We start from the raw sequence: 25,875 nt of genomic DNA, 5'->3' as shown, positions 1-25,875 counted from the left end.
CTGCCGCTCGCGTCGGCTTGCTCGCCTTACCGCTTCCGGCGTCGCCCCCGGCCCCCGCGTGCCGGGACGGGCTGTGCCCCGGCCGGTGCCGGGGTGCTCGGACCGGTGCGGTCGGCCGAGACCACCAGGGCGGCGAGCAGTGTGGTGACCGGGACCGAGGCGACCAGGCCGATCGAGCCGACCAGGGTGCGCACGATCTCTTCGGCGACCAGCTCGCTGTTGGCGACCGTGCTCACGCCGCTCTGTGCGATGGAGAAGAGGAGCAGGAGCGGCAGTGCGGCTCCGGCGTAGGCGAGGACGAGGGTGTTGACCACGGAGGCGATGTGGTCGCGGCCGATGCGGATGCCCGCCCGGTACAGTCCGCGCCAGCCCATCGCCGGGTTGGCCTCGTGCAGTTCCCAGACGGCGGATGTCTGGGTCACGGTGACGTCGTCGAGGACGCCGAGGGAGCCGATGATGACGCCGGCGAGCAGCAGTCCGCTCATGTCGATCTTCGGATAGAGGCCGTGGATCAGGCCGGTGCTGTCGTCGGTGTTGCCGGTGAGGGCGGCCCAGCCGATGAACTGCGAGCCGAGCACGCCGATCAGCATCAGCGAGGCGAGTGTGCCGAGCACCGCCACCGAGGTGCGGGCCGACAGGCCGTGGCACATGTACAGGGCGATCAGCATGATGGCGCTCGATCCGACCACGGCGACGAGCAGCGGGTTCGAGCCCTGCAGGATCGCAGGCAGGATGAACAGGGTCAGCACCAGGAAGCTGACGGCCAGCGCGACCAGTGCCATCACGCCCCGCAGCCTGCCGACCACCACGACGGCGAACGCGAAGATCCCAGCGAGCAGCGCCATCGGGAACTTCCGGTTCACGTCGGTCACCGAATACTGCAGGTCCTTCGGCGCCGAGGGTTCGTAGGCGGCCACCACCTTCTCGCCCTGGTGCAGTTGCCGGGGCTGGTCGGGCTGGACGATCTCGGTGAACGTACGGCCCTTGTCCTTGCCGGTGTCGACCCGGACTGTCGCCTTCTTGCAGCTTCCCTTCGCCCCCTGCTCCGCCGGCGTGGTCTGGGCGGTGGAGGTGTCACCGGACGGGGCGCCACCGGAGGCGTTCACCGACGTGCAGCTCACCTCGATGACCCTGGTGACCGTGGCCTGCTGCGTCTCCCGGTCGAAGCCGACGCCACTGCGCTTGTGGGACGGGGCACCACCGGGCCAGAGCACCACCAGGCCGACGACCACCGCCACAGTGAACGGGACCAGGATCGCGGCGATGACCTTGCGCAGGTGCTTGGAGACGGGGGCGGCGGGTCCATGGCTGTGCCCGTGCCCGTGGCCGCTCCCACGCCCGTGTCTGTGGCTGTGACCGTGTGCGTGACCGCCTGCCTGTCCGTGGTCCTCACCGTGGCCCTCAGCGCGGCTGTCGTCGCGGACGCTTTCCGGTCCGGGGGCCCGGCCGTCGCCTTGTCCCGAGCGCGGTCGGCGACGCGGCTCGGGCGGCCGATACGGGTGCTGCTGCATTCGGGTCACCGCCTGATCATTGCAACAGCGGCAGGGGGCCCACTGTTCACCGCGCCACAAATGACGCTAGCGTGGAGGCACCTTTGCACACGCGGGAGCTCGGAGCACCGGGCTGAGAGGGCGCTGACCTCCGTACGCGCAATGTTTCACGTGGAACAAGCGATGTTCCGCGCGAAATGTCGCCAGACGGAAACCGCTGCGTCGACCGCCGAACCTGTTACCGGGTAATGCCGGCGTAGGGAGTAGGTCTCATGACCAACAAGGACGCACGCACGCCTGCCTCCGTCCAGGACGAGAAGTCCCAGGAGGCCGGGAAGTCCATCGGATGGCACAAGGCGTACGTCGAGGGTTCGCGCCCCGACCTGCGCGTGCCGGTCCGTCAGGTGCACCTCACCAACGGGCAGTCGGTCACGCTGTACGACACGTCGGGCCCGTACACCGATCCGCTCGTCGACACCGACGTCCGCAGGGGCCTGCCGCCGTTGCGGGAGAACTGGATCATCGCCCGCGGTGACACCGAGGAGTACGCGGGCCGTCCCGTCCGTCCCGAGGACGACGGGATCAAGCACACCTCGCCGCGCGGTGGGTTGCGCAACCTGGACGCGGTCTTCCCCGGACGGCCGCGCCAGCCACGGCGGGGCCGGGGCGGCGAGGCGGTGACCCAGCTCGCGTACGCCCGCCGGGGCGAGATCACCCCGGAGATGGAGTACGTGGCCATCCGGGAGAACGTCTCTCCCGAAGTGGTCCGCGAGGAGATCGCGGCGGGCCGGGCGGTGCTGCCGGCCAACGTCAACCACCCGGAGATCGAGCCGATGATCATCGGCAAGCGGTTCCTGGTGAAGGTCAACGCCAACATCGGCAACTCCGCGGTGACCTCCTCCATCGAGGAGGAGGTGGAGAAGATGACCTGGGCGACCCGTTGGGGTGCTGACACGGTCATGGACCTGTCCACCGGTCGCAACATCCACACGACCCGCGAGTGGGTGCTGCGCAACTCCCCCGTCCCCATCGGCACGGTGCCGCTGTACCAGGCCCTGGAGAAGGTCGACGGCAGGGCCGAGGAACTGACCTGGGAGATCTACAAGGACACGGTCATCGAGCAGGCTGAGCAGGGCGTGGACTACATGACCGTCCACGCGGGCGTCCGGCTGCCGTACGTGCCGCTCACCGCCAACCGCAAGACCGGCATCGTCTCGCGCGGTGGCTCGATCATGGCCGCCTGGTGCCTGGCGCACCACAAGGAGTCTTTCCTGTACGAGAACTTCGAGGAGCTCTGCGAGATCCTCGCCGCCTACGACGTCACGTACTCGCTGGGCGACGGTCTCCGGCCGGGCTCGATCGCGGACGCCAACGACGAGGCACAGTTCGCGGAGTTGAAGACGCTCGGGGAACTCAACCGGATCGCCAGGCGTTTCCACGTACAGACGATGATCGAGGGCCCGGGACATGTCCCGATGCACAAGATCAAGGAGAACATCGACCTTCAGCAGGAGATCTGCGATGAAGCTCCGTTCTATACGCTCGGCCCGCTGACCACGGACATCGCCCCGGCGTACGACCACATCACCTCCGGTATCGGCGCCGCGATGATCGCCTGGTGGGGCACGGCGATGCTCTGCTACGTCACGCCCAAGGAGCACCTGGGCCTGCCCAACCGTGACGACGTCAAGACCGGCGTCATCACCTACAAGATCGCCGCGCACGCGGCCGATCTCGCCAAGGGGCACCCGGGCGCCCAGGAGTGGGACGACGCACTGTCCGACGCCCGCTTCGAGTTCCGGTGGGAGGACCAGTTCAACCTCGCCCTGGACCCGGACACGGCCAGGGAGTTCCACGACGAGACCCTGCCGGCCGAGCCTGCCAAGACCGCCCACTTCTGCTCCATGTGCGGGCCGAAGTTCTGCTCGATGAAGATCTCGCAGGACATCCGCCGTGAACACGGTGGCAGCCGGGCCGAGATCGAGGAGGGCATGGCGCAGAAGTCGAAGGAGTTCGCGGCGAGCGGGAACAGGGTGTACCTGCCGATCGCCGACTGACGGCTTCTCTCTGGGCGGTGCTCGCCCGTGGTGCGCCATGAGCACCGCCCAGGGCCGCCGGCGTTGCGGTTCGCTGCGGCGCGGCAACTGCTGAGGCTGAGCCGGTCGCCGACTGGATGGCGGAGCCGGCCGGGGCGGGGCGCACCGGCGGGCCGCCCGGTCGGGCCCATGTCGGCCGGGGCGCGGTCCATGTCCGGGCTGCCGTGGGGTCACTCGGGCTGGTGCTCCGGGCCGCCGAAGTCCGGGCTCGTGTAGTCGGGGCTGGTGAAGCTCGGCCGGCCGGACTGGGTGCCGTCGTCGGGGCTGCTGAAACCGGGGCGGTCGTACCCCAGCCGGGGCATCCGCCCGCGCGGGGCGGGCGGGGTCGTACGGCGCGCGGGGGTCGGTGCGGGCTCGGCGAGCGCCTCCGTGAGGAACGGCACGATGCCGCGCTCCAGCAGGGCGTCCCGCCAGGCCTCTCTCGCGCTGTCCAGTTCCCGGTGTGCTGCGTCCAGTGCCTGGGCCTGTTGCGAACTGCCGTTGCGCAGGGCGGTGAGGAGCAGTCCGACGGCGGCGACGAGGATCGTGGCCGCGGTCACCGCGCCGAACACCCACCCGGCGGTGAGCATGGTCTGGGCGAAGGCCTGTCCGGGGCTGAGGGTCTTCAGGATGTAGCCGACGAGCAGGAAGATCGCCGCGGCGGTTCCGGAGAGGACGGGTGCCAGTACGGCGATGACCGCGACGGCGCCCGCGCCGGTGCTCTCGGCCGCGTCGCCGAAGGTGGTGACGAGCCCCGTCGTGGCCGAACTCCGGTCCACGGGAGCGGCGCCACCGGAGGCCGAGGGGGCCATCGCCGGCTGACGCAGTTCCTGGCGGACCTTCACATAGTGCTGGTATTCGGCCGCGGCAGCGGCCGTTATCAGTGCGGTGGCGTTGAGCGCCATGGTGCGTAGTTGTTCGGGATTGAGCCGCTGTCCGACAGCGGCCAGTTCCGGCCGCTGTGGTGCGGAGCGCAGCGCCTCATCGAGGAGCCGCTCGAATTCCTGGCGGTCCTCGTTCTGCAGGTGCTGCGGAACGCTGTTCATGTGCATCCCCCGATGCTCCGTAGGGCTTGGGGCTCGCACGCCGGCGAGCCGTCGGGCAGAAACGGAGGGGAGCCTGCTACGGATAAGCCGATGGTAGAGCCGTGACGGCACACGGTGACAGGGGGTTGCCGGAAATTGCCCTTCGGCTCGCGGGCACCCCGCCGGGGGCGGTCTGCCCGCAAAACGGTCAGGTGGCCAGGGGCAGTTGCCGGACCAGGAGCTTTCCGGCCATGGTCACCCCGCCGTCCATCGCGATGGCGAGCCCGTCGGCATAGACGTGCGGCCCCTCCACGACCGGGCCGGAGCCCTCCTCGCCGTCCTCGGAGCCGACCTCGCCGAGCAGGTAGGGGATCGGGCTGTGACCGTGAACGACGCGGGTGCCGCCGTACGTATCGAGGAGGGAGCGCACGGCGTCGGAGCCGCCCTCGTCGCGGAAGGAGAAGCGCTTGGTGAACTTGCGGAACAGATCCCAGCACTCGTCCGCGTCGTTGCGGGTGAGGGTCTCGCGGACGGTGTCGTTGACTGCCTCGATGGAGTCGCCGTAGTCGAGGTAGGCGGTGGTGTCCGAGTGCACGAGCAGATAGCCGTCGACCTCCTCGACGGCGTCGAGGCGGGCCATCCACTGCAGATGGTGGTCCTGGAGGCGGTCCATGTCGGTCTTCTGACCGCCGTTGAGCAGCCAGGCGGCCTGGAAGGTGGCGGTGCCCGCACCGGAGTTGACGGGGGTGTCGCCGAACCGCTTGGCGCCGAGCAGCAGCAGCTCGTGGTTGCCCATGAGGGCCTTGCAGTAGCCGCCGGCCGCCGCGGCCTCGGCGGACAGCCGCATCACGAGGTCGATGACGCCGATGCCGTCGGGTCCGCGGTCGGTGAAGTCGCCGAGGAACCACAGCCGGGTGGTGCCGGCGCACCACTGGCCGGAGGCGTCGATCAGCCCCTGCTCCTGCAGTGCGGCCACCAGTTCGTCGAGGTACCCGTGGACGTCCCCGACGACGAACAGCGGTCCGGGCCCGGTGGCGGGCTGCGGCGCCGGGGCCGAAGGTGCCGTCTCGACGGAGACCTGGAGCGTCTCCGTCCGGTTGATGACGGGCAGGTCGCGCTGGGTGGGGGTGTAGCTCTCGGGGTACGCCTCGTCGGCGGGCGGCGCGGTGTCGCCCGGGTGGGCGGTGCGGACGTACGGACCGGTCTCGTGGACGTACGCGGGTACCCGGAAGTCGCGCAGTGTCGCCGTCCGCTCCACTTCGGGTCCCTGACCGGCCCCCTGAGTCATCAGACCCCTCCACCATCGCGCCGCATCTGCACCCCTTCGGACTGCCTGGTCGCAGCGGTCCGCGGTGTCGTGGGCCCATCATAGGAATGCGCATCGCGCCGTGTGATGACCCAGGGGTGGTGAATCGGAACAAGACTCCAGTTCACCGCGGCTTTCGCCCCGTTTGGGCAGGTGTTCGGCCGGCTCTGCACCGACCGAACACCCGGCCCGCCGGCCGCCGGCCCGCCGAGCCCCCTCCCCCGGCCGGCGCGCGCACGGGGCGAGCGCCCCGCTTTCCGGCGTTATTTCTCGTCCGGCGTCCGCGGCGGGCTGACCGTGGTGCGCGGCGAGCGCCGCTGTGAGGAGGTGCGCACGATCAGCTCGGTCGGTATCACCTGCTCGACCGGCTGGTCCGACTCCACCCCCTCGATGGCGTCGATGAGGAGCTGGACTACCGCCGTGCCGATGCGGCGGGGCTTGAGGGAGAGCGTGGTGATGGGCGGCTCGGTGCTGGCGTACACCATGGACTCGCTGCAGCACACAAGCAGCAGGTCGTCGGGGACACGGAGCCCGTAGCGACGGGCGGCGGCCAGCAGGTCGGTGCCGTTGGGGTCGAACAGGCCGTAGACCGCGTCGGGCCGGTCGGGGCGGGCGAGCAGCCGGTCGGCTGCGACGGCGCCCGCGCACGGGTCGTGCGCCGGGTAGGCCTCGTAGACCGGGTCCTGGCCGACCCGCTCGCACCAGCGCAGGTAGGCGGTGGTGGACAGGTGGGTGTACGTGTCCGTCGTCGTGCCCGTGAGCAGGCCGATGCGGCGGGCGCCGGCGTCGGCGAGGTGGTCGAGGATGCCGAGGACGGCGGCCTCGTGGTCGTTGTCGACCCAGGCGGTGACCGGCAGCGAGCCGGCCGGGCGGCCGTCGGAGACGACCGGCAGTCCCTGCCGGACGAGCTCGCTGACCACCGGGTCCTGGTCGGAGGGGTCGATGACGACCGTGCCGTCCAGGGCGACGTTGGACCACACGTCGTGGCGGGAGGTCGCGGGCAGGATCACGAGGGCGTAGCCGCGGGCGAGCGCGGCCGAGGTGGCGGCTCGTGCCATCTCGGCGAAGTACGCGAACTCCGTGAAGGTGAAAGGTTCATCCCCGTACGTCGTCACGGTCAGGCCGATCAGACCCGACTTGCCGGTACGGAGGGTGCGGGCGGCGGCGGAGGGGCGGTATCCCAGCCGGTCGGCGACCTCGCGGACGTGGCGCCGGGTGGCATCCGGGAGCCGGCCCTTGCCGTTGAGGGCGTCGGAGACGGTCGTGATGGAGACTCCGGCGGCGGCGGCCACGTCTCTGATGCCCGCCCGGCCCGGCCGGCTGCCTCGACGTGAGGTTTCCGCGCGGCTCACCTGGTGCTTCCCTGCTGCTGTCATGGCGAGCCGATAGTAGGGCTCATGTGGTGGGGTAGTGCGGACGCATATGCACGCGTTGACAGGCACGTTTCTGCATGGTCACCCGGGGTCAACTGACTTAGAAAACAAGGTAGTTGAACGATTCTTCGGTAGGACGTGGCGTAGTGACGCGTATGAACCTGCCAACTGCCCGATGTCTCGAAGAGGTCTCAACTCACCTGCACGGGGGATGCGCGCTACGGCGTGAGCCACCGGCGCGTAGATATATGTACGGCGCGCCCCCTGGAACGTACGCCTTCGTACGGTGATGCCCCGGGATGGCGCCGGGCCGGACGCGCTTCACGTTTTGCCGGGCCGCCACCTGTACGCACCGGGGCCGAATCCTCATAAGGTGAGGAGTATTGGAAGCCGGCGGCGTCGACGGTCCGCCGGTGGTCGCGAGGAGGACTGCGGTGAGCGAGACGAGCCCCAAGCTGCGCGCCGAGCTGGAGGGTATCCCCACCTACAAACCGGGCAAGCCCGCCGCGGCCGGAGGGCCGGTCGCCTACAAGCTGTCCTCCAACGAGAACCCTTACCCCCCGCTGCCCGGCGTGATGGAGAGCGTGACGGCGGCCGCCTGCGACTTCAACCGCTACCCGGACATGGCGTGCACCGGGCTGATGGCCGAGCTGTCGGAGCGCTTCGGCGTCCCGATCTCCCACCTGGCCACCGGCACCGGCTCGGTGGGCGTCGCCCAGCAGCTCATCCAGGCCACCAGCGGTCCCGGCGACGAGGTGATCTACGCCTGGAGGTCCTTCGAGGCGTACCCGATCATCACGCAGATCAGCGGCGCGCGGTCGGTGCGGGTGCCGCTCACGCCCGGCGATGTGCATGACCTGGACGCGATGGCGGACGCGATCACCGACCGGACGCGTCTGATTTTCGTCTGCAACCCCAACAACCCGACCGGCACGGTGGTGCGGCGGGCCGAGCTGGAGCGGTTCCTCGACCGGGTGCCCGGCGATGTCCTGGTGGTGCTGGATGAGGCCTACCGCGAGTTCATCCGCGATCCTGAGGTGCCCGACGGCGTCGAGCTGTACCGGAACCGGCCCAACGTCTGCGTCCTGCGTACCTTCTCCAAGGCCTACGGGCTCGCCGGGCTGCGCGTCGGTTTCGCGATCGCCCATGAGCCGGTCGCGGCGGCGCTGCGCAAGACAGCGGTGCCCTTTGGTGTCAGCCAGCTCGCGCAGGAAGCGGCGATCGCCTCGCTGCGGGCCGAGGACGAGTTGCTCGGCCGGGTCGGTTCGCTGGTGTGCGAGCGCACGCGGGTGGTCGATGCGCTGCGCGGGCAGGGCTGGACGGTGCCGGAGACGCAGGCGAACTTCGTGTGGCTGCGGCTGGGGGAGCGCACGGTCGCGTTCGCTCAGGCCTGTGAGCAGCACGGTGTGGTGGTCCGGCCGTTCCCGGGCGAGGGTGTGCGGGTGACGGTCGGAGAGAACGAGGCGAACGACATCTTCCTGAAGGTGGCGGAGGCGTTCCGCAAGGAGCTGTAGCGCCGCGAGGGCTCTACTCGTCGATCAGTTCCACACGGATGGGGTCGCCGTCTCGTACGGTCGCCAGCACCCTGGCGTCCCCGTCCAGACTTCCCAGGATGTTGCACGGGCTCGCGAGGCGGCACTCGTCGCCTCGCGAGATCGGAGTGGGGCCGTAGGGGAGGGCGAGCGCGTCGCCGTCCGTCCAGAAGGCCACCGTGCCTGGCTCCACGACCTGCCGGGCGTCCGTTTCACGTGAAACAGAGACACCTGTGTCGAAGTAGACCTCCTCGCCCCATGTGCAGGCGCTGGAGGTGAGCGGCAGTGCCTTGGCGAGGGCCTGTGCGGTCGCTGTGTCTACGTCGAAGGTCGCGGTGATGTTGCCCGCGGGCCAGGAAATACGTATCTGCATGACGCGCAATTCAACAAGATGTTGAAGTCGCTGCCAAGGTCTTGACTCCGTGGCGATAGGACCACCCCGCCCTACCGGGCCGAAAATCGGTACGTCATAATGGCTTGTGAATGTGAACGCGTTCACAAGCGCGTCCCGTTTGCCCTGTATGTGTGCAACAGACGGGGCGAATCGCCGCTGTACCACGGCGCAGTAAGGAGAGTGACGACGTGGACCTGGCTCTGGCGCCGGAGACGCTGGCGCGCTGGCAGTTCGGCATCACCACCGTCTACCACTTCCTGTTCGTCCCGCTGACCATCTCCCTGGCCGCCCTCACGGCCGGGCTGCAGACGGCCTGGGTGCGCACGGAGAAGGAGAAGTACCTCAGAGCGACGAAGTTCTGGGGCAAGCTCTTCCTGATCAACATCGCGATGGGCGTGGTCACGGGCATCGTGCAGGAGTTCCAGTTCGGCATGAACTGGTCGGACTACTCCCGCTTCGTCGGTGACATCTTCGGCGCCCCGCTCGCCTTCGAGGCGCTGATCGCGTTCTTCTTCGAGTCCACCTTCATCGGCCTGTGGATCTTCGGCTGGGACAAGCTCCCCAAGAAGATCCACCTGGCCTGCATCTGGATGGTCTCGATCGGCACGATCCTGTCGGCGTACTTCATCCTCGCGGCCAACTCCTGGATGCAGCACCCGGTCGGCTACAAGATCGACAAGGTGAAGGGGCGCGCGGAACTGACCGACTTCTGGGCCGTGCTGACCCAGAACACCGCCCTCAGTCAGGCCTTCCACACCCTCTCCGCAGCCTTCCTGACCGGCGGCGCCTTCATGGTGGGCATCGCCGCCTACCACCTGGCCCGCAAGAAGCACATCCGCGAGATGAAGACCTCGCTGCGGCTCGGACTGATCACCGTCGTCATCGCCGGTCTGCTCACCGCGATCAGCGGCGACACGCTCGGCAAGGTCATGTTCAAGCAGCAGCCGATGAAGATGGCCGCGGCCGAGGCGCTGTGGGACGGCCAGAAGCCGGCACCGTTCTCGATCTTCGCCTACGGCGATGTGGAGAAGGGCCACAACACGGTGGCCATCGAGATCCCGGGGCTGCTGTCCTTCCTCGCCGACGACTCCTTCAACTCGTACGTCCCCGGCATCAATGACATCAACAAGGCCGAGCAGCAGAAGTTCGGACCGGGCGACTACCGGCCCAACATCCCCGTCGCCTTCTGGGGCTTCCGCTGGATGATCGGCTTCGGAATGGCCTCCTTCGCCATCGGCTTGGCCGGACTGTGGCTGACCCGCAAGAAGTTCATGCTGCCGCAGCATCTGCGGGTCGGCGAGGACGAGGTGCCACATCTGGTGCTGTTCAAGAACAAGGCGCTCAGCCCGAAGCTCACGCCCTGGTACTGGCGCATCGCGACCTGGACCCTGGCCTTCCCGCTGATCGCCAACTCCTGGGGCTGGATCTTCACCGAGATGGGCCGCCAGCCGTGGGTCGTCTACGGCGTCCTGCAGACCCGGCACGCGGTCTCCCCCAGTGTCTCCCAGGGCGAGGTCCTCACCTCGATGATCGTCTTCACCACGCTGTACGCGATCCTCGCCGTGGTCGAGGTCAAGCTGCTCGCGAAGTACGTCAAGGCCGGCCCCCCGGAGCTGACCGAGGCCGACCTCAACCCGCCCACGAAGATCGGCGGCGAAACCCGTGACGCCGACAAGCCGATGGCCTTCTCGTACTAGGCCGGGGGGACAGTCATGCAACTTCACGACGTCTGGTTCGTCCTGATCGCCGTTCTGTGGACCGGCTACTTCTTCCTGGAGGGCTTCGACTTCGGGGTCGGCATCCTCACCAAGCTGCTGGCCCGCAACCGGCCGGAGCGGCGGGTGCTGATCAACACCATCGGGCCCGTCTGGGACGGAAACGAGGTGTGGCTGCTCACGGCCGGCGGTGCGACCTTCGCGGCGTTCCCCGAGTGGTACGCCACCCTCTTCTCCGGCTTCTACCTGCCGCTGCTGATCATCCTGGTGTGCCTGATCGTCCGGGGCGTCGCCTTCGAGTACCGGGCCAAGCGGCCCGAGGAGAACTGGCAGCGCAATTGGGAGACAGCGATCTTCTGGACCTCGCTGATCCCGGCGTTCCTGTGGGGCGTGGCTTTCGGGAACATCGTGCGAGGTGTGAAGATCGACCAACACTTCGAGTACGTCGGCAGCTTCGGGGATCTGCTCAATCCCTATGCCCTGCTCGGCGGTCTGGTCACGCTGACGCTGTTCACCTTCCACGGAGCGGTCTTCACCGCGCTGAAGACGGTGGGGGACATCCGGGTGCGGGCACGGAAGCTGGCTCTGTGGGTCGGTCTCGTCACGGCCGTGGTGGCGGCCGGCTTCCTCCTGTGGACGCAGGCCGACAGCGGTGACGGCAAGAGCCTGGTGGCGCTCGTCGTGGCGGTTGCCGCCTTGGTGGCCGCGTTGGTGGCCAACCAGTTGGGCCGTGAGGGATGGGCGTTCGCGCTCTCCGGCGTCACCATCGTGGCCGCCGTGGCGATGCTCTTCCTGTCGCTCTTCCCGAACGTCATGCCGTCCACGCTCAACGGGGACTGGAGCCTGACGGTCAGCAACGCCTCGTCGAGCCCCTACACCCTGAAGATCATGACGTGGCTGGCAGCCATTGCCACGCCTCTCGTGGTGCTGTACCAGGGCTGGACCTACTGGGTCTTCCGCAAGCGGATCGGCACGCAGCACCTTGCTCCCGATGCTGCGGCCGGCGCCGCACACTGAGTCCGGCGAGGGTGTGTTTCACGTGAAACACACCCTCTGGACCGAAGGGCATGTTTCACGTGAAACCAATCGATCCGCGTCTGCTGCGCTATGCCCGCGCCACACGCGTCTTCCTCGTGGCGGTCGTCGCTCTGGGAGCCGTTGGTGCGGGGCTGGTCGTCGCCCAGGCGATGCTCATCGCCGAGGTCGTCGTCGGTGCGTTCCAGCACGGGCAGTCCGTCGCTGAACTGCGCACCCCCCTGCTGCTGTTGGCCGCCGTGGCCGTGGGCCGGTCGGTTGTCGCGTGGCTCACCGAACTCGCCGCCCATCGGGCGAGTGCGGCGGTGAAGTCCGAACTGCGGGGGCGTCTCCTCGACCGGGCGGCGGCGCTGGGCCCGGGATGGCTGGCCGGGCAGCGCACCGGTTCACTGGTGACCTTGGCCACGCGTGGCGTCGACGCCCTTGACGACTACTTCTCGCGCTATCTGCCGCAGCTGGGGCTCGCGGTGGTCGTGCCGGTGGCTGTGCTGGCGCGGATCGTCACCGAGGACTGGGTGTCGGCGGCGATCATCGTCGGCACTCTGCCCCTCATTCCGCTCTTCATGATGGTGATCGGCTGGGCCACGCAGTCCCGGATGGACCGTCAGTGGAGGCTCCTCTCCCGGTTGTCGGGGCATTTCCTCGACGTGGTCGCCGGCCTGCCCACGCTGAAGGTGTTCGGTCGGGCAAAGGCACAGGCCGAGTCCATCCGCCGGATCACCGGCGAGTACCGGCAGGCCACCCTGCGCACCCTGCGAATCGCCTTCCTCTCCTCCTTCGCGCTGGAGTTGCTCGCCACGCTGTCGGTCGCCCTGGTCGCGGTGACGATCGGCATGCGGCTCGTGCACGGTGACATGGATCTGTACATCGGCCTGGTGATCCTCGTGCTGGCGCCCGAGGCGTACCTTCCGTTGCGGCAGGTCGGCGCGCAGTACCACGCGGCGGCGGAGGGGCTGGCCGCCGCGGAGGAGATCTTCAGCGTGCTGCAGACGCCGGTTCCGGCGTCCGGAACCGGTGCGGTGCCATCGGGCGCGGTTGCCTTCGAGGGGGTCACTGTTCGCTATCCCGGTCGGTCGGCGGACGCGGTGACGAGCGTGTCGTTCAGCGTCGAGCCCGGTGAGACGGTCGCGCTGGTGGGGCCGAGTGGGGTGGGCAAGTCGACGCTGCTCAATGTGCTGCTCGGGTTCGTCTCGCCCAGCGAGGGGCGGGTCCGGGCCGGGGGAGCCGATCTCGCGGAACTCGACCTGGAGGAGTGGCGGTCGCGGATCGCGTGGGTGCCGCAGCGGCCGCATCTGTACGCCGGGACCGTCGCGGAGAACGTGCGGCTGGCGCGGCCCGAGGCGGATGACGGTGCCGTACGGCGGGCGCTGCGGGACGCGGGTGCGCTGGAGTTCGTGGACGCGTTGCCCGAGGGGGCGGAGACCGTGCTCGGGGAGGACGGGGCCGGGCTGTCGGCGGGGCAGCGGCAGCGGCTGGCTCTTGCCCGCGCCTTTCTCGCCGACCGGCCCGTGCTGTTGTTGGACGAACCGACAGCCTCGCTGGACGGGGGGACGGAGGCGGAGGTCGTCACGGCGGTAAGGAAGCTTGCGGTGGGTCGTACGGTGCTGTTGGTGGTGCACCGGCCGGCCTTGCTGGAGGTTGCGGATCGGGTGGTGCGGCTGGAGAACGGCGGGTTGTCGAGCGCCGAGCCGTTGAGCGCCGCGTTGCCGAGTGCCCGGAGCTGCGGCGGGCCTGCCAGGGAGCTCCGCCCCCTGGACCCCCGTCCTCACCCACCGGCCACCCGACTCGGTGGGCTGGACGATGGGCCGCAGGCCGGTCGCCTCGGTGGGCTGGACGGTGGTCCGCAGGGCTCCGGGTCCGGTCGGCTGGATGGTGGCTCGCAGGGCCCGGGGACCGGTGGTCTGCATGGTGGGCCGGAGCGGGATCGGCGGGGGCAGGCGGAGATCGGCTCGTCGGCGTCTTTGCGCGGGCAGTGGGAAAGTGGCTCGGTCGTGCGGGCTTCGGCGCGGCCTCGGCGTGTGCTTGCGCGGGTTCGTGCACTGGCCGGGCCGCGGCGGGGCCGTCTGGTGTCGGCGTTGGTGCTCGGGGGTCTCGCGCTCGGTAGCGCCGTTGGGCTGATGGCGACCTCGGGATGGCTCATCTCGCGGGCGTCGCAGCAGCCTCCGGTGCTGTATCTGATGGTGGCCGTGACGGCCACGCGGGCGTTCGGCATCGGGCGGGCCGCGTTCCGGTACGCCGAGCGGCTGGTGTCGCACGACGCGGTGCTGCGGATGCTGGCCGACACCCGGGTCGCGGTCTACCGGCGACTGGAGCGACTCGCGCCGGCGGTGCTGCGGACCGCCCGGCGCGGCGATCTGCTGACCCGGCTCGTGGCGGACGTGGACGAGCTCCAGGACTACTGGCTGCGCTGGCTGCTGCCCGCGTCGGTCGCCGTCGCCGTCTCCGCCGCGACCGTCGGCTTCACGGCATGGCTGCTTCCCGAGGCCGGCGCCGTCCTCGCCGCGGGTCTCGTGGCGGCCGGCGTCGGCGTCCCGCTCGTCACCGCGACCGTGGCCCGGCGGACCGAGCGACGGCTGGCCCCGGCTCGGGGCGCCCTTGCCACCCGGGTCACCGACCTGCTCACCGGCACCGCGGAGCTGACCGTCGCCGGCGCGCTGCCCGCCCGTACGGACGCGGCCCGGCGAGCCGACGGCGCCCTCACCCGGATCGCCTCGCGTGCCGCCGCCGTGACCGCGCTCGGCGACGGGCTCACCGCGCTGATCTCCGGCCTGACCGTCACGGCGGCCGCGTTCTGCGGCGCCCAGGCGGTGGCCGCGGGCCGGCTCGGCGGCGTGGCGCTGGCCGTGGTCGTCCTCACTCCCCTGGCCGCCTTCGAGGCCGTACTGGGGCTGCCGCTCGCCGTGCGCCACCGGCAGCGGGTGCGGCGGAGCGCCGAGCGCGTCCACGAGGTGCTGGACGCTCCGGAGCCCGTCCGCGAACCCGAGCGGCCCCGGCAGGCGCCCGCCACGCCGTTCCCGGTGGTGGTCAAGGGGCTGGCCGCGCGGTACGACGGGCAGCGGCGTGAGGCGCTGGCCGGCTTCGATCTCACCCTGGAGGAGGGGCGACGCATCGCGGTGGTCGGGGCGTCCGGTGCCGGCAAGACGACTCTCGCCCAGGTACTGCTGCGCTTCCTCGACCCGCAGGAGGGTTCGTACACGCTCGCCGGTGTGGACGCGTATGCGCTGGCCGGTGACGACGTACGGCGTTTCGTCGGGCTGTGTGCCCAGGACGCGCACCTCTTCGACAGCTCGGTGCGCGAGAACCTGCTGCTGGCCAGGAAGGACGCCACCGAGGCCGATCTGCGCAGGGTGCTGGACCGGGCCCGCCTGCTGGACTGGGTGGACGGGCTGCCCGACGGCCTGGACACACTGGTCGGCGAGCACGGGGCCCGGCTGTCCGGCGGTCAGCGGCAGCGGCTGGCGCTGGCCCGCGCCCTGCTGGCCGACTTCCCCGTCCTGGTGCTCGACGAGCCTGCCGAGCATCTGGACCTGCCGACGGCCGACGCGCTGACCGCCGATCTGCTGGCCGCCACTCAGGGCCGTACAACGCTGCTGATCACGCACCGGCTGGCGGGACTGGAGGCGGTGGACGAGGTGATCGTGCTCGACGCGGGCCAGGTGGTGCAGCGGGGAAGCTACGCGGAGCTTCTCGCGGTGGACGGGCCGCTGCGGGCGCTCGCGCGGCGGGAGGCTGAGGTGGATTCGCTGGCCGGAGCGCGGTGACCGTCACTCCGGTCACCGGCTTCCACCAGGCCCAGGGGTGTTTCAGAAGCGGTCGGCGAGCAGTTGCTCGATCACGACCGCGACGCCGTCCTCGTTGTTGGCGACCGTACGGCCCGACGCGGCGGCGACGACGTCCGGGTGGGCGTTGCCCATCGCGTACGACTGGCCGGCCCAGGTCAGCATCTCGACGTCGTTGGGCATGTCGCCGAACGCGACGACCTCCTCGTGCGAGATACCGCGCTCGGCGCAGCAGAGGGCGAGCGTGCTGGCCTTGGAGACGTCCGGGCCGCTCAGTTCCAGCAGGGCGCTGGGGCTGGAGCGGGTGACGTTGGCGCGGTCGCCGATCGCGAGCCGGGCGAGGGTGAGGAAGGCGTCCGGGTCGAGGTCGGGGTGGTAGGCCAGGATCTTGAGCACGGGCTGGTCGGCGTCCGGGCCGTGGGGGGCGAGGAGGCGCTCGGCGGGCAGGAGGTTGTCCGGTATCTCCATGTGCAGCTTGGGATAGTCCGGCTCCTGGTGGAAGCCGTACGTCTGCTCCACCGCGTACACCGTGCCGGGTGCCGCCTTGCGCAGCAGCCGTACGGCGTCCAGGGCGTTCTCGCGGGCCAGTTCGCGGACCTTCACGAAGCGGTGGGCGCCGGGGCCGCCGTGCAGGTCGACCACGGCGGCGCCGTTGCCGCAGATCGCCAGGCCGTGACCGTGGACGTGGTCGCTGACGACGTCCATCCAGCGGGCCGGACGGCCGGTGACGAAGAAGACCTCGATGCCCGCATCCTCGGCGGCGGCCAGCGCGGCCACGGTGCGCGGGGAGACCGACTTGTCGTCGCGCAGCAGGGTGCCGTCGAGGTCGGTGGCGATCAACCGCGGCCGTACGGCGGCGGACGGGGTCCCGGGCTGTCTGGTCGCTGAGGTCACCGGGTCATTCTCGCGCATATGCCAGCACGACCGTGCGGAACTCCGCACAGATGAGACACAGATGACGCCCGGCTCGCGCCACGGTGCCGGTCAGTCCAGCTGGGCGGCGGCCTCCATGGCGATCTGCTCGAAGACCTTCTCGTCCGTGGCGAAGTCGGAGTCCGGGATGGGCCAGTGGATCACGATCTCGGTGAAGCCCAGTTCCCGGTGCCGGCCTGCGAAGTCCACGAAGGCGTCCAGGGACTGAAGCGGCCGAGCGCGGTCCGGGGTGAAGCCCGTGAGCAGGATCTTGTCCAGGCCGGCCATGTCCCGCCCGGCGTCCGCGCAGGCCTCGGACAGCTTGGCGATCTGCCCGCGCAGGGCCTCGACGGACTGCTCCGGGGTGCCGTTCTCGTACAGCTTCGGGTCGCCGGTGGTCACCCACGCCTGGCCGTGCCGCGCGGCGAGCCTGAGGCCGCGCGGTCCGGTGGCCGCCACCGCGAACGGCAGCCGGGGCCGCTGCACGCAGCCCGGGATGTTGCGGGCCTCGTGCGCCGAGTAGAAGCGGCCCTCGTGCGTCACCGCGTCCTCGGTGAGGAGCCGGTCCAGCAGCGGTACGAACTCGGCGAACCGGTCGGCGCGCTCGCGCGGGCTCCACGGCTCCTGGCCCAGCGCGGTCGCGTCGAAGCCGGTGCCGCCGGCGCCGACGCCGAGGGTGATCCGGCCGCCGGAGATGTCGTCGAGGGAGATCAGCTCCTTGGCGAGGGTGACCGGGTGCCGGAAGTTCGGCGAGGTCACGAGCGTGCCGAGCCGCAGACGCTCGGTGGCGGCAGCGGCGGCGGTCAGCGTCGGGACCGCGCCGAACCACGGGCCGTCACGGAAGCTGCGCCAGGACAGGTGGTCGTAGGTGTACGCCGTGTGGAAGCCGAGCTGCTCGGCCCGCACCCAGGCCGAACGGCCGCCCTCGCTCCAGCGGCGGTACGGCAGGATCACGGTGCTCAGACGCAGACTCATGCGTCCGAGGGTAAGCGGACCGACTGACAGGGGACCAAACGGTCACCGAACGGGGTTGCTTCGCCACAGCCTGAACAGGATCAGCGCTTCGTGGTCGGCCGGGCAGCCGGGCAACGCCGGGATCCGCACCTTCAGTGTGGGCCCGAAAACCGCAGGTAGCGCGGGGGGACGGTCTTCGTCAGCCAGACGCCGTTGGCGCTCATGTGGAAGACGTGGCCGTCGCGGTGCATGGCTCCGGCGTCGACGGTGAGCACCACGGGACGGCCGCGCCGCGCGCCGACCCGGGTGGCGGTCTCGCGGTCGGCGGAGAGGTGGACGTCGTGCCGACGCATGGGCCTGAGGCCGTACGCCCGGATCGCGTCGAGGTTGCGGGCCACGGTGCCGTGGTAGAGGTACGGCGGCGGGGTCGCCGGCGGCAGGCCGAGCTCGACCTCGATGCTGTGGCCCTGGCTGGCGCGGATGCGGCTGCCTTCGATCGCGAAGCGATGTTTGTCGTTGGCGGCCACCACGTGGTCCAGTTCCTCGCGTGTGAACGGGAAGCCGTGGGCGGCGGCCGCGGCGATCAGCGTGTCGATCTCGACCCAGCCGCCCTGATCGAGGGTGAGCCCGATGCGCTCCGGTTGGTGGCGCAGGTGTTTCGAGAGGTACTTCGACACCTTCACGGTGCGTCTTTCGTCCATGTGTCCAGGGTGCGGGAGAGACATGGATCACGCAGGTTATTTTCGTTCCCAGGTTTGGTCCACAAGCAAGTGGTGTTATCCACAGGGGAATTGACGAGTCTGTGGACAAGTAGCCTGTGGATCAGGGGGGGTTCGTGAAGTTCCTTGAGGTGACCGGCTCCTGAGGTCGGAGGGTCCAACGCGGGTGTTGTGCGCAGCATTCGGCTGCCAGTGCGATGAACTCGGAAACGTACTGTCGCCCAACAAGCCTTCACACAGCCCGGATCGGCCCAGTGGGAGAGGCGACGAAACCGGTGTGCGAGGACTCTTGCGCAGGCTTCTCCACGTCCAGGTGGGTGCGCAGAAGCAGCCACAACTCCCGGAGGAATGCGGGGAACTGCGCGGCCACCCACAACGCACCCACACCCGGCGGCGGCCTCCCCACCACGGCGCGATCCCAGGTCCTCACACCTTCGGCTCCACCCGGGCGAGCCCCCTCAACGCCCCTGGAACAAAACGCGACAGGAGATGCGCCCCTCGCGCCTCCGGTGTCACCGGCACCACCGCCCTGTTGCGGGCCACGGCGTCCAGGATCGCCTCGGCTACCTTCTCCGGTGGGTAGTTGCGCAGGCCGTACAGGCGGGCCGAGCTCTTCTGGCGGCGGCGTTCCTCCGCCTCGTCCACACCGGCGAAGCGGGCCGTGGAGGTGATGTTCGTGTTGACGATGCCGGGACAGATGGCGCTCACCCCGATGCCCTGTCCGGCGAGTTCGGCGCGCAGGCACTCCGAGAGCATCAGCACCGCGGCCTTGGAGGTGCTGTAGGCGGGCAGGGCCCGGGAGGGCTGGAAGGCCGCCGCGGAGGCGGTGTTGACGATGTGGCCACCCTGGCCGCGCTCGGCCATCCGCGCGCCGAAGAGCCGGCAACCGTGGATCACCCCCCAGAGATTGACGTCCAGGACCTTGCGCCAGTCCTCGGAGGTGGTGGCGAAGAAGGAGCCCGACAGCCCGATGCCCGCATTGTTGACCAGCACGTCCAGCACGCCGTACTCGCGGTGCACCTTCTCCGCGAGCTTCTCCATCGCCTGCTCGTCGGAGACGTCGGCCGTCTCCGCCCAGGCCTCGGGCGCGCCGATCAGCCGGGACAGCTCGGCGGTGCGGGCGGCGGCCTCGGCGTCGCGGTCGACGGCCACCACGCGCGCGCCGGCCTCCGCGAACGCAAACGCCGTGGCCCGGCCGATGCCGCTGCCGGCTCCGGTGATCAAGACCAACTGGCCGCCGAACCGGTCGGCGTGGCGGCCGGTGGCCTTCGGTTCGGGGCGGCCGCCGTCCACGGACATGATGAATTCCTCGATCCAGGAAGAGAGTTGATCAGGGCGGGTGCGCGGGACCCAGTGCTTGGCCGGGAGCGTGCGGCGGGTCAGCTGGGGCACCCACCGCTCCAGGTCGTCGTACAGACGCTCCGAGAGGAACGCGTCGCCCTGGGGCGTGATGAGTTGCACGGGCGCGTGCGCGTACGCGTCCGGGCGCGGCCTGAGCAGCCGGGCGCGGACGTTGTCCCGGTAGAGCCAGGCGCCGTGTGCCGCGTCGGAGGGCAGGGACGAGGTCGGGTAGTCGCCCCCCGGGACCTTCTCCACCCGCTGGAGGATCTTGGGCCAGCGTTTGCCGAGCGGTCCGCGCCAGGCCAGCTCCGGCAGGGCCGGTGTGTGCAGCAGGTACACGTACCAGGACTTGGCACCCTGGCCGAGGAGTTGGCCCACCCGGCGGGGCGTGGGACGCCGCACGCGCGCGTTGATCCAGTGTCCGAAGTGGTCCAGGGACGGGCCGGAGATCGAGGTGAAGGAGGCGATACGGCCCTCGGTGCGGCCGACCGTGGCGAACTCCCAGGACTGCACCGAGCCCCAGTCGTGCCCGACCAGGTGGACCGGCCGGCCCGGGCTGACCGCGTCCACGACGGCCAGGAAGTCGTCGGTGAGCTTGGGCAGCGTGAAGCCGCCGCGCAGCGGCCTGGGCGCCGTCGAACGGCCGTGGCCCCGGACGTCGTACAGGACCACGTGGAAGCGGTCGGCCAGGCGGACGGCGACCTCGGACCAGACCTCCTTGCTGTCCGGGTAGCCGTGCACCAGCACCACCGTGGGCTGCTCCGGATCGCCCAGCTCGGCCACGCACAGCTCGATCCCGCCGGTCGCCACCCGGCGCTCCCGCGCACCTTTCAGCGTCACGTCCGCCGTCGCTCCTCCCGACACGCCCGCCGTCACTTCTCCTCCGCCCAGCGCCGCACGTGCGGCAGATCGTCGTCCAGCCAGAACGCGCTCTGCTCGGGGTCCTTCGAGTCGGTGACCACCAGGATCTCCTCGAACTTCGCGCCCGTACCCCGGAAGCCGAGGTGCGGTTCGACCGCCCACAGGCCCGGCTGCGGCGGATGGTCGGAGAAGCGGTACGGCGACCACAGCGGGGACCAGCCCTCGCGGTGGCCGTGCAGCGCGTCGGCGGCCAGGCCCTTCAGGGACTGCGTACCGAAGCCGAACAGACGGGGGGAGAAGCGGCGCTGCTTCACGCGGTCCACCTTGTGGGCGATCACGCCGAAGGGGTACGCGCGATGCCGGTTGGCATAGCCCTGGCGGACCATGAGCCGGTCCACGTCCTCGTAGATCTCGCGCAGCGGGCGCCGCTCGCGCACCTCGCGCAGGATCAGCTCGCGGTGCGCCTCCAGGTCGGCCATCAGCCGGTCCTGGACCGGGTTGACGCCGAGCGAGCCCGAGTAGCCGATGTCCGCCGTGTATCCCTCGTAGACCGGGGCCATGTCCAGGATGAACGGCATCCCCGGCTCCAGGGCGCGGTCGGTGGGGAAGAACTGCAGGGGTATGCGGAAGTTCACGAACGCGGTGCGGTCGCCGAACCAGGCGAAGGGCAGGTGGAACCAGTCCCGCACCCCGCGCTCGCGCAGCCACTCCCGCTGCATGCGCGCCGCCCCGCGCTCGGTCACGCCCGGCTCCAGCCGCGCCGCGATCGCTTCCGCGCATTCGTAGGCGAGGCGCTGCACCCGCCTGAACCCCCGTAGCTCCACCGAGAGTTCGCTGCTCACTGCCGTCGTCATGCCGCCCCGTCCCGTCGCCGCGCCGACTCGTCCCGTCGATGCGCCGACTCGTCTGTGGACCGCTGTACTCGTCCGTAACTTGACACTGGTGAATGTGGCAGTTGTTAGAGGCGGCGTCAATAGGAGGGGTGACGGGCTGTGGAGAACCCGGGGTAACCCTGAGGCACGGCATCCCCTAGGGCCCCGTAATACCTGGGTCTGACGCGAAGACGGCTCTGAGGTCTGACGACCGGCGTGGCCTGAATCACTACCGTCGTAGGCGTGACTGTGATCGCGACCGAAAGCCTGAGCAAGCGGTTCCCCCGGGTGACCGCGCTCGACCGGCTGTCCGTGGACATCGGGCCCGGTGTGACCGGACTCGTCGGAGCCAACGGCGCCGGCAAGTCCACCCTGATCAAGATCCTGCTGGGTCTGTCCCCCGCCACGGAGGGCCGCGCCGAGGTGCTCGGCCTCGACGTCGCCACCAAGGGCGGCGCCATCCGCGAGCGCGTCGGCTACATGCCGGAACACGACTGCCTGCCACCGGACGTCTCGGCCACCGAGTTCGTCGTCCACATGGCGCGCATGTCCGGCCTGCCGCCCACCGCCGCGCGTGAGCGCACCGCGGACACCCTGCGCCACGTGGGTCTGTACGAGGAGCGCTACCGCCCCATCGGTGGCTACTCGACGGGCATGAAGCAGCGGGTCAAGCTGGCCCAGGCGCTGGTGCACGACCCGAAGCTGGTGTTCCTGGACGAGCCGACCAACGGCCTCGACCCGGTCGGCCGGGACGAGATGCTCGCACTGATCCGCCGCATCCACACCGAGTTCGGCATCTCGGTCCTGGTCACCTCCCACCTCCTCGGCGAACTGGAGCGCACCTGCGACCACGTCGTCGTCATCGACGGCGGCAAGCTCCTGCGCTCCAGCTCCACCACCGACTTCACCCAGACCACGACCACGCTCGCGATCGAGGTCACCGACAGCGACACCCACCCCGACGGCACCCGCGCGGTCCGCGACGCGCTCCACGCGCGCGGGGTGGAGACCGAGAACGAGGGCGCCGGACTCCCCGGCGCCGGACACATCCTGCTGCTGACCGCCCAGGGCGAGGAGACCTACGACGTGGTCCGGGACGTCGTCGCCGACCTCGGCCTCGGCCTGGTGCGCATGGAGCAGCGCCGGCACCACATCTCCGAGGTGTTCACCAGCAGCGCCGAGCACAGCGGCGACGAGCAGCGGAAGGAGGCCGTCCGCCATGGCGGTTGAGCGCCCTTTGCAGCCCCTGACCTCCCCCGCGGGCGACCAGACCCGCATCCACGACATCGGCTACCGCGGCTACGACGGCCCGCGCCTCGGCCGCGCCTACGCCCGCCGCTCGCTGTACTCGCAGTCCCTGCGCGGCGCCTACGGCCTCGGCCGCTCGGCCAAGTCCAAGGTGCTGCCGATGCTGCTCTTCGCGGTGATGTGCGTACCCGCGGCCATCATGGTGGCCGTCGCGGTCGCCACCAAGGCGCACGAACTGCCGGTGGCCTACACCCGCTACGCGATCATGCTGCAGGCCGTGATCAGCCTGTACGTCGCCGCGCAGGCACCCCAGGCCGTGTCGCGTGACCTGCGTTTCAAGACCGTACCGCTGTACTTCTCGCGGCCCATCGAGACCGCCGACTACGTACGCGCCAAGTTCGCCTCGCTCGCCTCGGCGATCTTCATCCTGACCGCCGCTCCCCTGCTCGTGATGTACGTGGGCGCGCTGCTGTCCAAACTGGGTTTCGCCCACCAGACGAAGGAATTCGCCGAGGGACTGGTCTCCGTGGCCCTGCTCTCCCTGCTCTTCGCCGGCATCGGCCTGGTCATCGCCGCCGTCACCCCGCGCCGCGGCTTCGGTATCGCCGCCGTGATCGCGGTGATGGTCATCTCCTACGGAGCGGTCAGCACGCTCCAGGCCATCGCCAATGTGCAGAACCACACCTCCGCCATCCCCTGGATCGGCCTGTTCTCGCCCATCACGCTCATCGACGGCGTCCAGTCGGCCTTCCTGGGCGCGACCGCCCGCAACCCCGGAGCGGTCGACCCGTCGGCCGGTCAGGGCGTGGTCTACGTCCTGGTCGTGCTCGCCCTCATCGCCGGCAGCTACGGCCTGCTGATGCGCCGCTACAAGAAGGTGGGACTGTGACCACGCTCAGCATCGACCACGTCTCGCGTTGGTTCGGCAACGTGGTCGCCGTCAACGACATCACCATGACCATCGGCCCCGGCGTCACCGGCCTGCTCGGACCCAACGGCGCCGGAAAGTCCACACTGATCAACATGATGGCCGGCTTCCTCGCCCCCTCCACCGGCACGGTCACCCTCGACGGGCAGCCGGTGTGGCGCAACGAGCAGATCTACCGGCACATCGGCATCGTCCCCGAACGGGAGGCGATGTACGACTTCCTCACCGGCCGCGAGTTCGTCGTCGCCAACGCCGAGCTGCACGGTCTCGGCGAGAAAGCGGCCCAACGGGCGCTCGCCACGGTCGAGATGGAGTACGCGCAGGACCGGAAGATCTCCACGTACTCCAAGGGCATGCGGCAGCGCGTGAAGATGGCCAGCGCCCTGGTCCACGACCCGTCGCTGCTGCTGCTGGACGAGCCGTTCAACGGCATGGACCCGCGCCAGCGCATGCAACTGATGGACCTGCTGCGGAAGATGGGCGACGAGGGCCGCACGGTGCTGTTCTCCTCGCACATCCTCGAAGAGGTCGAACAGCTCGCCCGGCACATCGAGGTCGTCGTCGCGGGGAGGCACGCGGCCAGCGGCGACTTCCGCAAGATCCGCCGGCTGATGACCGACCGTCCGCACCGCTATCTGGTCCGCTCCAGCGACGACCGCGCCCTCGCGGCCGCGCTGATCGCCGACCCCTCGACGTCCGGCATCGAGGTCGACCTGACCGAGGGCGCGCTGCGCATCCAGGCCGTCGACTTCGGCCGCTTCACCGCCCTGCTGCCGCGGGTCGCCCGCGACCACGGCATCCGGCTGCTCACGGTCTCGCCGTCCGACGAGTCCCTGGAGTCCGTCTTCTCGTATCTGGTCGCGGCGTAGGAGGCCGAAGATGTACGACCCCACCGTCGCCCGGCTCACCTACCGGGCCCTGCTCGGCCGCCGCCGGGCCCTCATCCTCGGCGCACTGCCGCTGCTGCTGATCGTGATCTCCGTGGCCGTGCGCGGCCTGACCGGAGCCGACGACCAGACGGCCTCCGACGTGCTCGGCGGTTTCGCGATCGCCACGATGGTGCCGATCATCGGCGTCATCGCGGGCACGGGCGCGATCGGACCGGAGATAGACGACGGCTCCGTCGTCTATCTCCTGTCCAAGCCACTGAAGCGCCCGGCGATCATCTTCACCAAGCTGATCGTCGCCATCGCCGTGACCATGGTCTTCTCGGCCGTGCCGACCCTGATCGCGGGCCTGATCCTCAACGGCAACGGCCAGCAGGTCGCCGTTGCCTACATGATCGCCGCGCTGGTGTCCTCCATCGCCTACTCGGCGCTGTTCCTGCTGCTCGGCACGGTCTCCCGGCACGCGGTGGTCTTCGGGCTCGTCTACGCGCTGGTCTGGGAGGCGCTGTTCGGCTCACTGGTGCCCGGTGCGCGCACCCTCAGCGTCCAGCAGTGGTCGCTGGCCGTCGCCCACAAGGTCGTCGGCGGTGACCTGGTGACCTCGGACGTGAGCCTGCCCACGGCCACCGTGCTGCTGGTGGCGGTGACCGTGCTGGCCACCTGGTACGCCGGGCAGAAGCTGCGGACGCTGAAGCTGGCGGGCGAGGAGTAGGCACGACGGGGCCCCGGCCAGGCACAGCGGGGGCCCGCCCGGCTCCGGCGGCCTTGACGGCGACTTCACCTCGGTCCGGGCAGACTGGACAAAACCGGATGTACGGCTAGGAGGCCGGTGATGGCAGAGGAGACGCCGAGCGGCGACGGGCGGGGGCGGCCCGAGGGGTCCGGGGCTGACGTCTGGGACGGCCTGGTCCTGGACGAGGACTTCATACGGGGTGCCGAGACCTCCGAGCCGTCCGCCCGGGCCCGCATGCTCGCCGCCCGCTGGCGCGCCGAGGCCCCCGAGCCGCAGCCCTGGCGCTCGGACGAGCCGCCTGCGGGCTGGTTCTTCGGCAAGGCGCGCAGACGCAGGTGGCGTCGGCGGTAGCCGCGCGTCTTTTATTCGGTGGCAGCCAACTCGGCGGTGGGGCACAGTGGTTGTGCCCCATCCGCCGGGATCCTCCCGGCGTCGTGTACCGGGAGTGGAGGTGGGCGATGTCCATGCACGGCAGTACGCCCAGCTCCCGACAGGGCAGCCCGAGGCCGGCTCCGGAGTAGTCGCTACCCCTCCGTGGAGCCACGGGAGCTGCCCGGGGCGGCCGCTTCGAGCACGCGATGTCGCTCTCGCGTGGGCCGCCCACCCGGAGGATTGGCCGAGTGGTAAGGCACCGGTTTGCTAAACCGTGGTCGGGCCTGGAAAGCCCGCGCACGTTCGATCCGTGCATCCTCCGCG

Annotated in this window: 20 protein-coding genes and 1 tRNA gene; 11 read left to right on the top strand and 10 right to left on the bottom strand. The window is 70.1% G+C overall.

Annotation, left to right across the window (positions count from 1 at the left end; all coding sequences use genetic code 11):
- Positions 1 to 26: 26 nt before the first annotated feature.
- Positions 27 to 1,511 (bottom strand): YibE/F family protein, encoded by a 1,485-nt coding sequence (locus ABT288_RS00840; RefSeq protein ID WP_351601211.1) that lies wholly within the window; start codon positions 1,509 to 1,511, stop codon positions 27 to 29.
- A gap of 251 nt (positions 1,512 to 1,762) precedes the next feature.
- On the opposite strand from ABT288_RS00840, the gene thiC reads away from it, so the two are divergent.
- Positions 1,763 to 3,547: a phosphomethylpyrimidine synthase ThiC gene (thiC, locus tag ABT288_RS00835; protein WP_351600959.1), complete on the top strand. Its 1,785-nt coding sequence runs from the start codon at positions 1,763 to 1,765 to the stop codon at positions 3,545 to 3,547.
- Between the two features lie 209 nt (positions 3,548 to 3,756).
- Here the strand turns inward: thiC and ABT288_RS00830 are convergent, their stop codons facing one another.
- The 3 genes from ABT288_RS00830 to ABT288_RS00820 form a co-directional block, all read right to left on the bottom strand.
- A complete protein-coding gene (locus ABT288_RS00830; protein ID WP_351600956.1) occupies positions 3,757 to 4,617 on the bottom strand; it encodes a hypothetical protein in 861 nt (286 codons plus the stop codon).
- Positions 4,618 to 4,798: 181 nt separating this feature from the next.
- Positions 4,799 to 5,878: a metallophosphoesterase gene (locus tag ABT288_RS00825; RefSeq protein ID WP_351600953.1), complete on the bottom strand. Its 1,080-nt coding sequence runs from the start codon at positions 5,876 to 5,878 to the stop codon at positions 4,799 to 4,801.
- A 281-nt stretch (positions 5,879 to 6,159) separates the two neighbouring features.
- Complete coding sequence (locus ABT288_RS00820) at positions 6,160 to 7,272, bottom strand: LacI family DNA-binding transcriptional regulator (protein ID WP_351600950.1); 1,113 nt, start codon at positions 7,270 to 7,272, stop codon at positions 6,160 to 6,162.
- Between the two features lie 431 nt (positions 7,273 to 7,703).
- Here ABT288_RS00820 and hisC point away from each other — a divergent pair, with 431 nt between their 5' ends.
- Positions 7,704 to 8,783 carry a histidinol-phosphate transaminase gene (hisC, locus tag ABT288_RS00815; protein ID WP_351600946.1) on the top strand — a complete coding sequence of 360 codons (1,080 nt, stop codon included), beginning with the start codon at positions 7,704 to 7,706 and terminating at the stop codon, positions 8,781 to 8,783.
- A 13-nt stretch (positions 8,784 to 8,796) separates the two neighbouring features.
- On the opposite strand, the gene ABT288_RS00810 is transcribed toward hisC, so the two are convergent.
- The gene (locus ABT288_RS00810) at positions 8,797 to 9,174 is read right to left on the bottom strand and encodes a cyclophilin-like fold protein (protein WP_351600943.1); all 378 of its coding nucleotides are present in this window, start codon (positions 9,172 to 9,174) and stop codon (positions 8,797 to 8,799) included.
- A 209-nt stretch (positions 9,175 to 9,383) separates the two neighbouring features.
- Between ABT288_RS00810 and ABT288_RS00805 the strand changes: the two genes are divergently transcribed.
- The 3 genes from ABT288_RS00805 to cydD are packed head-to-tail and all read left to right on the top strand — an operon-like array spanning position 9,384 to position 15,706.
- Positions 9,384 to 10,892, top strand: a complete 1,509-nt coding sequence (locus tag ABT288_RS00805) for a cytochrome ubiquinol oxidase subunit I (protein ID WP_351600940.1) — start codon at positions 9,384 to 9,386, stop codon at positions 10,890 to 10,892.
- Positions 10,893 to 10,907: 15 nt separating this feature from the next.
- Positions 10,908 to 11,927, top strand: coding sequence for a cytochrome d ubiquinol oxidase subunit II (gene cydB / locus ABT288_RS00800; protein WP_351600937.1), 1,020 nt, complete (start codon positions 10,908 to 10,910; stop codon positions 11,925 to 11,927).
- A 59-nt stretch (positions 11,928 to 11,986) separates the two neighbouring features.
- The gene (gene cydD / locus ABT288_RS00795) at positions 11,987 to 15,706 is read left to right on the top strand and encodes a thiol reductant ABC exporter subunit CydD (RefSeq protein ID WP_351600934.1); all 3,720 of its coding nucleotides are present in this window, start codon (positions 11,987 to 11,989) and stop codon (positions 15,704 to 15,706) included.
- A gap of 42 nt (positions 15,707 to 15,748) precedes the next feature.
- Here the strand turns inward: cydD and ABT288_RS00790 are convergent, their stop codons facing one another.
- The 5 genes from ABT288_RS00790 to ABT288_RS00770 all read right to left on the bottom strand — a co-directional run bounded on the left by ABT288_RS00790 (position 15,749) and on the right by ABT288_RS00770 (position 21,365).
- A complete protein-coding gene (locus ABT288_RS00790; protein WP_351600931.1) occupies positions 15,749 to 16,636 on the bottom strand; it encodes an HAD-IIB family hydrolase in 888 nt (295 codons plus the stop codon).
- Positions 16,637 to 16,708: 72 nt separating this feature from the next.
- Entirely contained in the window at positions 16,709 to 17,611 is a 903-nt protein-coding gene (locus ABT288_RS00785) for an LLM class flavin-dependent oxidoreductase (protein ID WP_351600928.1), read from the bottom strand.
- Between the two features lie 131 nt (positions 17,612 to 17,742).
- Complete coding sequence (locus ABT288_RS00780) at positions 17,743 to 18,291, bottom strand: RNA 2'-phosphotransferase (protein ID WP_351600925.1); 549 nt, start codon at positions 18,289 to 18,291, stop codon at positions 17,743 to 17,745.
- A gap of 444 nt (positions 18,292 to 18,735) precedes the next feature.
- Entirely contained in the window at positions 18,736 to 20,490 is a 1,755-nt protein-coding gene (locus ABT288_RS00775) for an SDR family oxidoreductase (RefSeq protein WP_351600922.1), read from the bottom strand.
- A 32-nt stretch (positions 20,491 to 20,522) separates the two neighbouring features.
- On the bottom strand, positions 20,523 to 21,365 hold the full coding sequence (locus ABT288_RS00770; RefSeq protein WP_351600920.1) for a M24 family metallopeptidase: 843 nt from the start codon (positions 21,363 to 21,365) through the stop codon (positions 20,523 to 20,525).
- A gap of 267 nt (positions 21,366 to 21,632) precedes the next feature.
- On the opposite strand from ABT288_RS00770, the gene ABT288_RS00765 reads away from it, so the two are divergent.
- The 6 genes from ABT288_RS00765 (at position 21,633) to ABT288_RS00740 (ending at position 25,873) form a co-directional block, all read left to right on the top strand.
- Positions 21,633 to 22,613, top strand: coding sequence for an ABC transporter ATP-binding protein (locus ABT288_RS00765; protein ID WP_351601208.1), 981 nt, complete (start codon positions 21,633 to 21,635; stop codon positions 22,611 to 22,613).
- On the top strand, positions 22,603 to 23,520 hold the full coding sequence (locus ABT288_RS00760) for an ABC transporter permease subunit (RefSeq protein WP_351600916.1): 918 nt from the start codon (positions 22,603 to 22,605) through the stop codon (positions 23,518 to 23,520). Before ABT288_RS00765 ends, ABT288_RS00760 begins: the two co-directional genes overlap by 11 nt.
- On the top strand, positions 23,517 to 24,428 hold the full coding sequence (locus tag ABT288_RS00755) for an ABC transporter ATP-binding protein (RefSeq protein WP_351600913.1): 912 nt from the start codon (positions 23,517 to 23,519) through the stop codon (positions 24,426 to 24,428). Before ABT288_RS00760 ends, ABT288_RS00755 begins: the two co-directional genes overlap by 4 nt.
- Before the next feature lie 10 nt (positions 24,429 to 24,438).
- Complete coding sequence (locus ABT288_RS00750) at positions 24,439 to 25,158, top strand: ABC transporter permease (RefSeq protein ID WP_351600910.1); 720 nt, start codon at positions 24,439 to 24,441, stop codon at positions 25,156 to 25,158.
- A 120-nt stretch (positions 25,159 to 25,278) separates the two neighbouring features.
- Complete coding sequence (locus ABT288_RS00745) at positions 25,279 to 25,530, top strand: SGM_3592 family protein (protein ID WP_351600908.1); 252 nt, start codon at positions 25,279 to 25,281, stop codon at positions 25,528 to 25,530.
- Positions 25,531 to 25,785: 255 nt separating this feature from the next.
- Positions 25,786 to 25,873: transfer RNA gene (locus ABT288_RS00740), tRNA-Ser, on the top strand.
- Positions 25,874 to 25,875 lie beyond the last annotated feature (2 nt).

This window comes from Streptomyces sp. NPDC001093 (assembly GCF_040298985.1).
Taxonomy (GTDB): Bacteria; Actinomycetota; Actinomycetes; order Streptomycetales; family Streptomycetaceae; genus Streptomyces.
This window is presented reverse-complemented; position numbering and strand designations above follow the sequence as displayed.

Excerpts from the sequence above, each read along its gene's own strand:
- ABT288_RS00770 (WP_351600920.1), bottom strand. The coding sequence starts at position 21,365 with ATGACGACGGCAGTGAGCAGCGAACTCTCGGTGGAGCTACGGGGGTTC.
- ABT288_RS00810 (WP_351600943.1), bottom strand. The coding sequence starts at position 9,174 with ATGCAGATACGTATTTCCTGGCCCGCGGGCAACATCACCGCGACCTTC.
- ABT288_RS00780 (WP_351600925.1), bottom strand. The coding sequence starts at position 18,291 with ATGGACGAAAGACGCACCGTGAAGGTGTCGAAGTACCTCTCGAAACAC.
- ABT288_RS00745 (WP_351600908.1), top strand. The coding sequence starts at position 25,279 with ATGGCAGAGGAGACGCCGAGCGGCGACGGGCGGGGGCGGCCCGAGGGG.
- ABT288_RS00760 (WP_351600916.1), top strand. The coding sequence starts at position 22,603 with ATGGCGGTTGAGCGCCCTTTGCAGCCCCTGACCTCCCCCGCGGGCGAC.
- cydB (WP_351600937.1), top strand. The coding sequence starts at position 10,908 with ATGCAACTTCACGACGTCTGGTTCGTCCTGATCGCCGTTCTGTGGACC.
- ABT288_RS00830 (WP_351600956.1), bottom strand. The coding sequence starts at position 4,617 with ATGCACATGAACAGCGTTCCGCAGCACCTGCAGAACGAGGACCGCCAG.
- ABT288_RS00750 (WP_351600910.1), top strand. The coding sequence starts at position 24,439 with ATGTACGACCCCACCGTCGCCCGGCTCACCTACCGGGCCCTGCTCGGC.
- ABT288_RS00785 (WP_351600928.1), bottom strand. The coding sequence starts at position 17,611 with ATGAGTCTGCGTCTGAGCACCGTGATCCTGCCGTACCGCCGCTGGAGC.
- ABT288_RS00790 (WP_351600931.1), bottom strand. The coding sequence starts at position 16,636 with ATGCGCGAGAATGACCCGGTGACCTCAGCGACCAGACAGCCCGGGACC.
- ABT288_RS00820 (WP_351600950.1), bottom strand. The coding sequence starts at position 7,272 with ATGACAGCAGCAGGGAAGCACCAGGTGAGCCGCGCGGAAACCTCACGT.
- thiC (WP_351600959.1), top strand. The coding sequence starts at position 1,763 with ATGACCAACAAGGACGCACGCACGCCTGCCTCCGTCCAGGACGAGAAG.
- ABT288_RS00825 (WP_351600953.1), bottom strand. The coding sequence starts at position 5,878 with ATGACTCAGGGGGCCGGTCAGGGACCCGAAGTGGAGCGGACGGCGACA.
- ABT288_RS00840 (WP_351601211.1), bottom strand. The coding sequence starts at position 1,511 with ATGCAGCAGCACCCGTATCGGCCGCCCGAGCCGCGTCGCCGACCGCGC.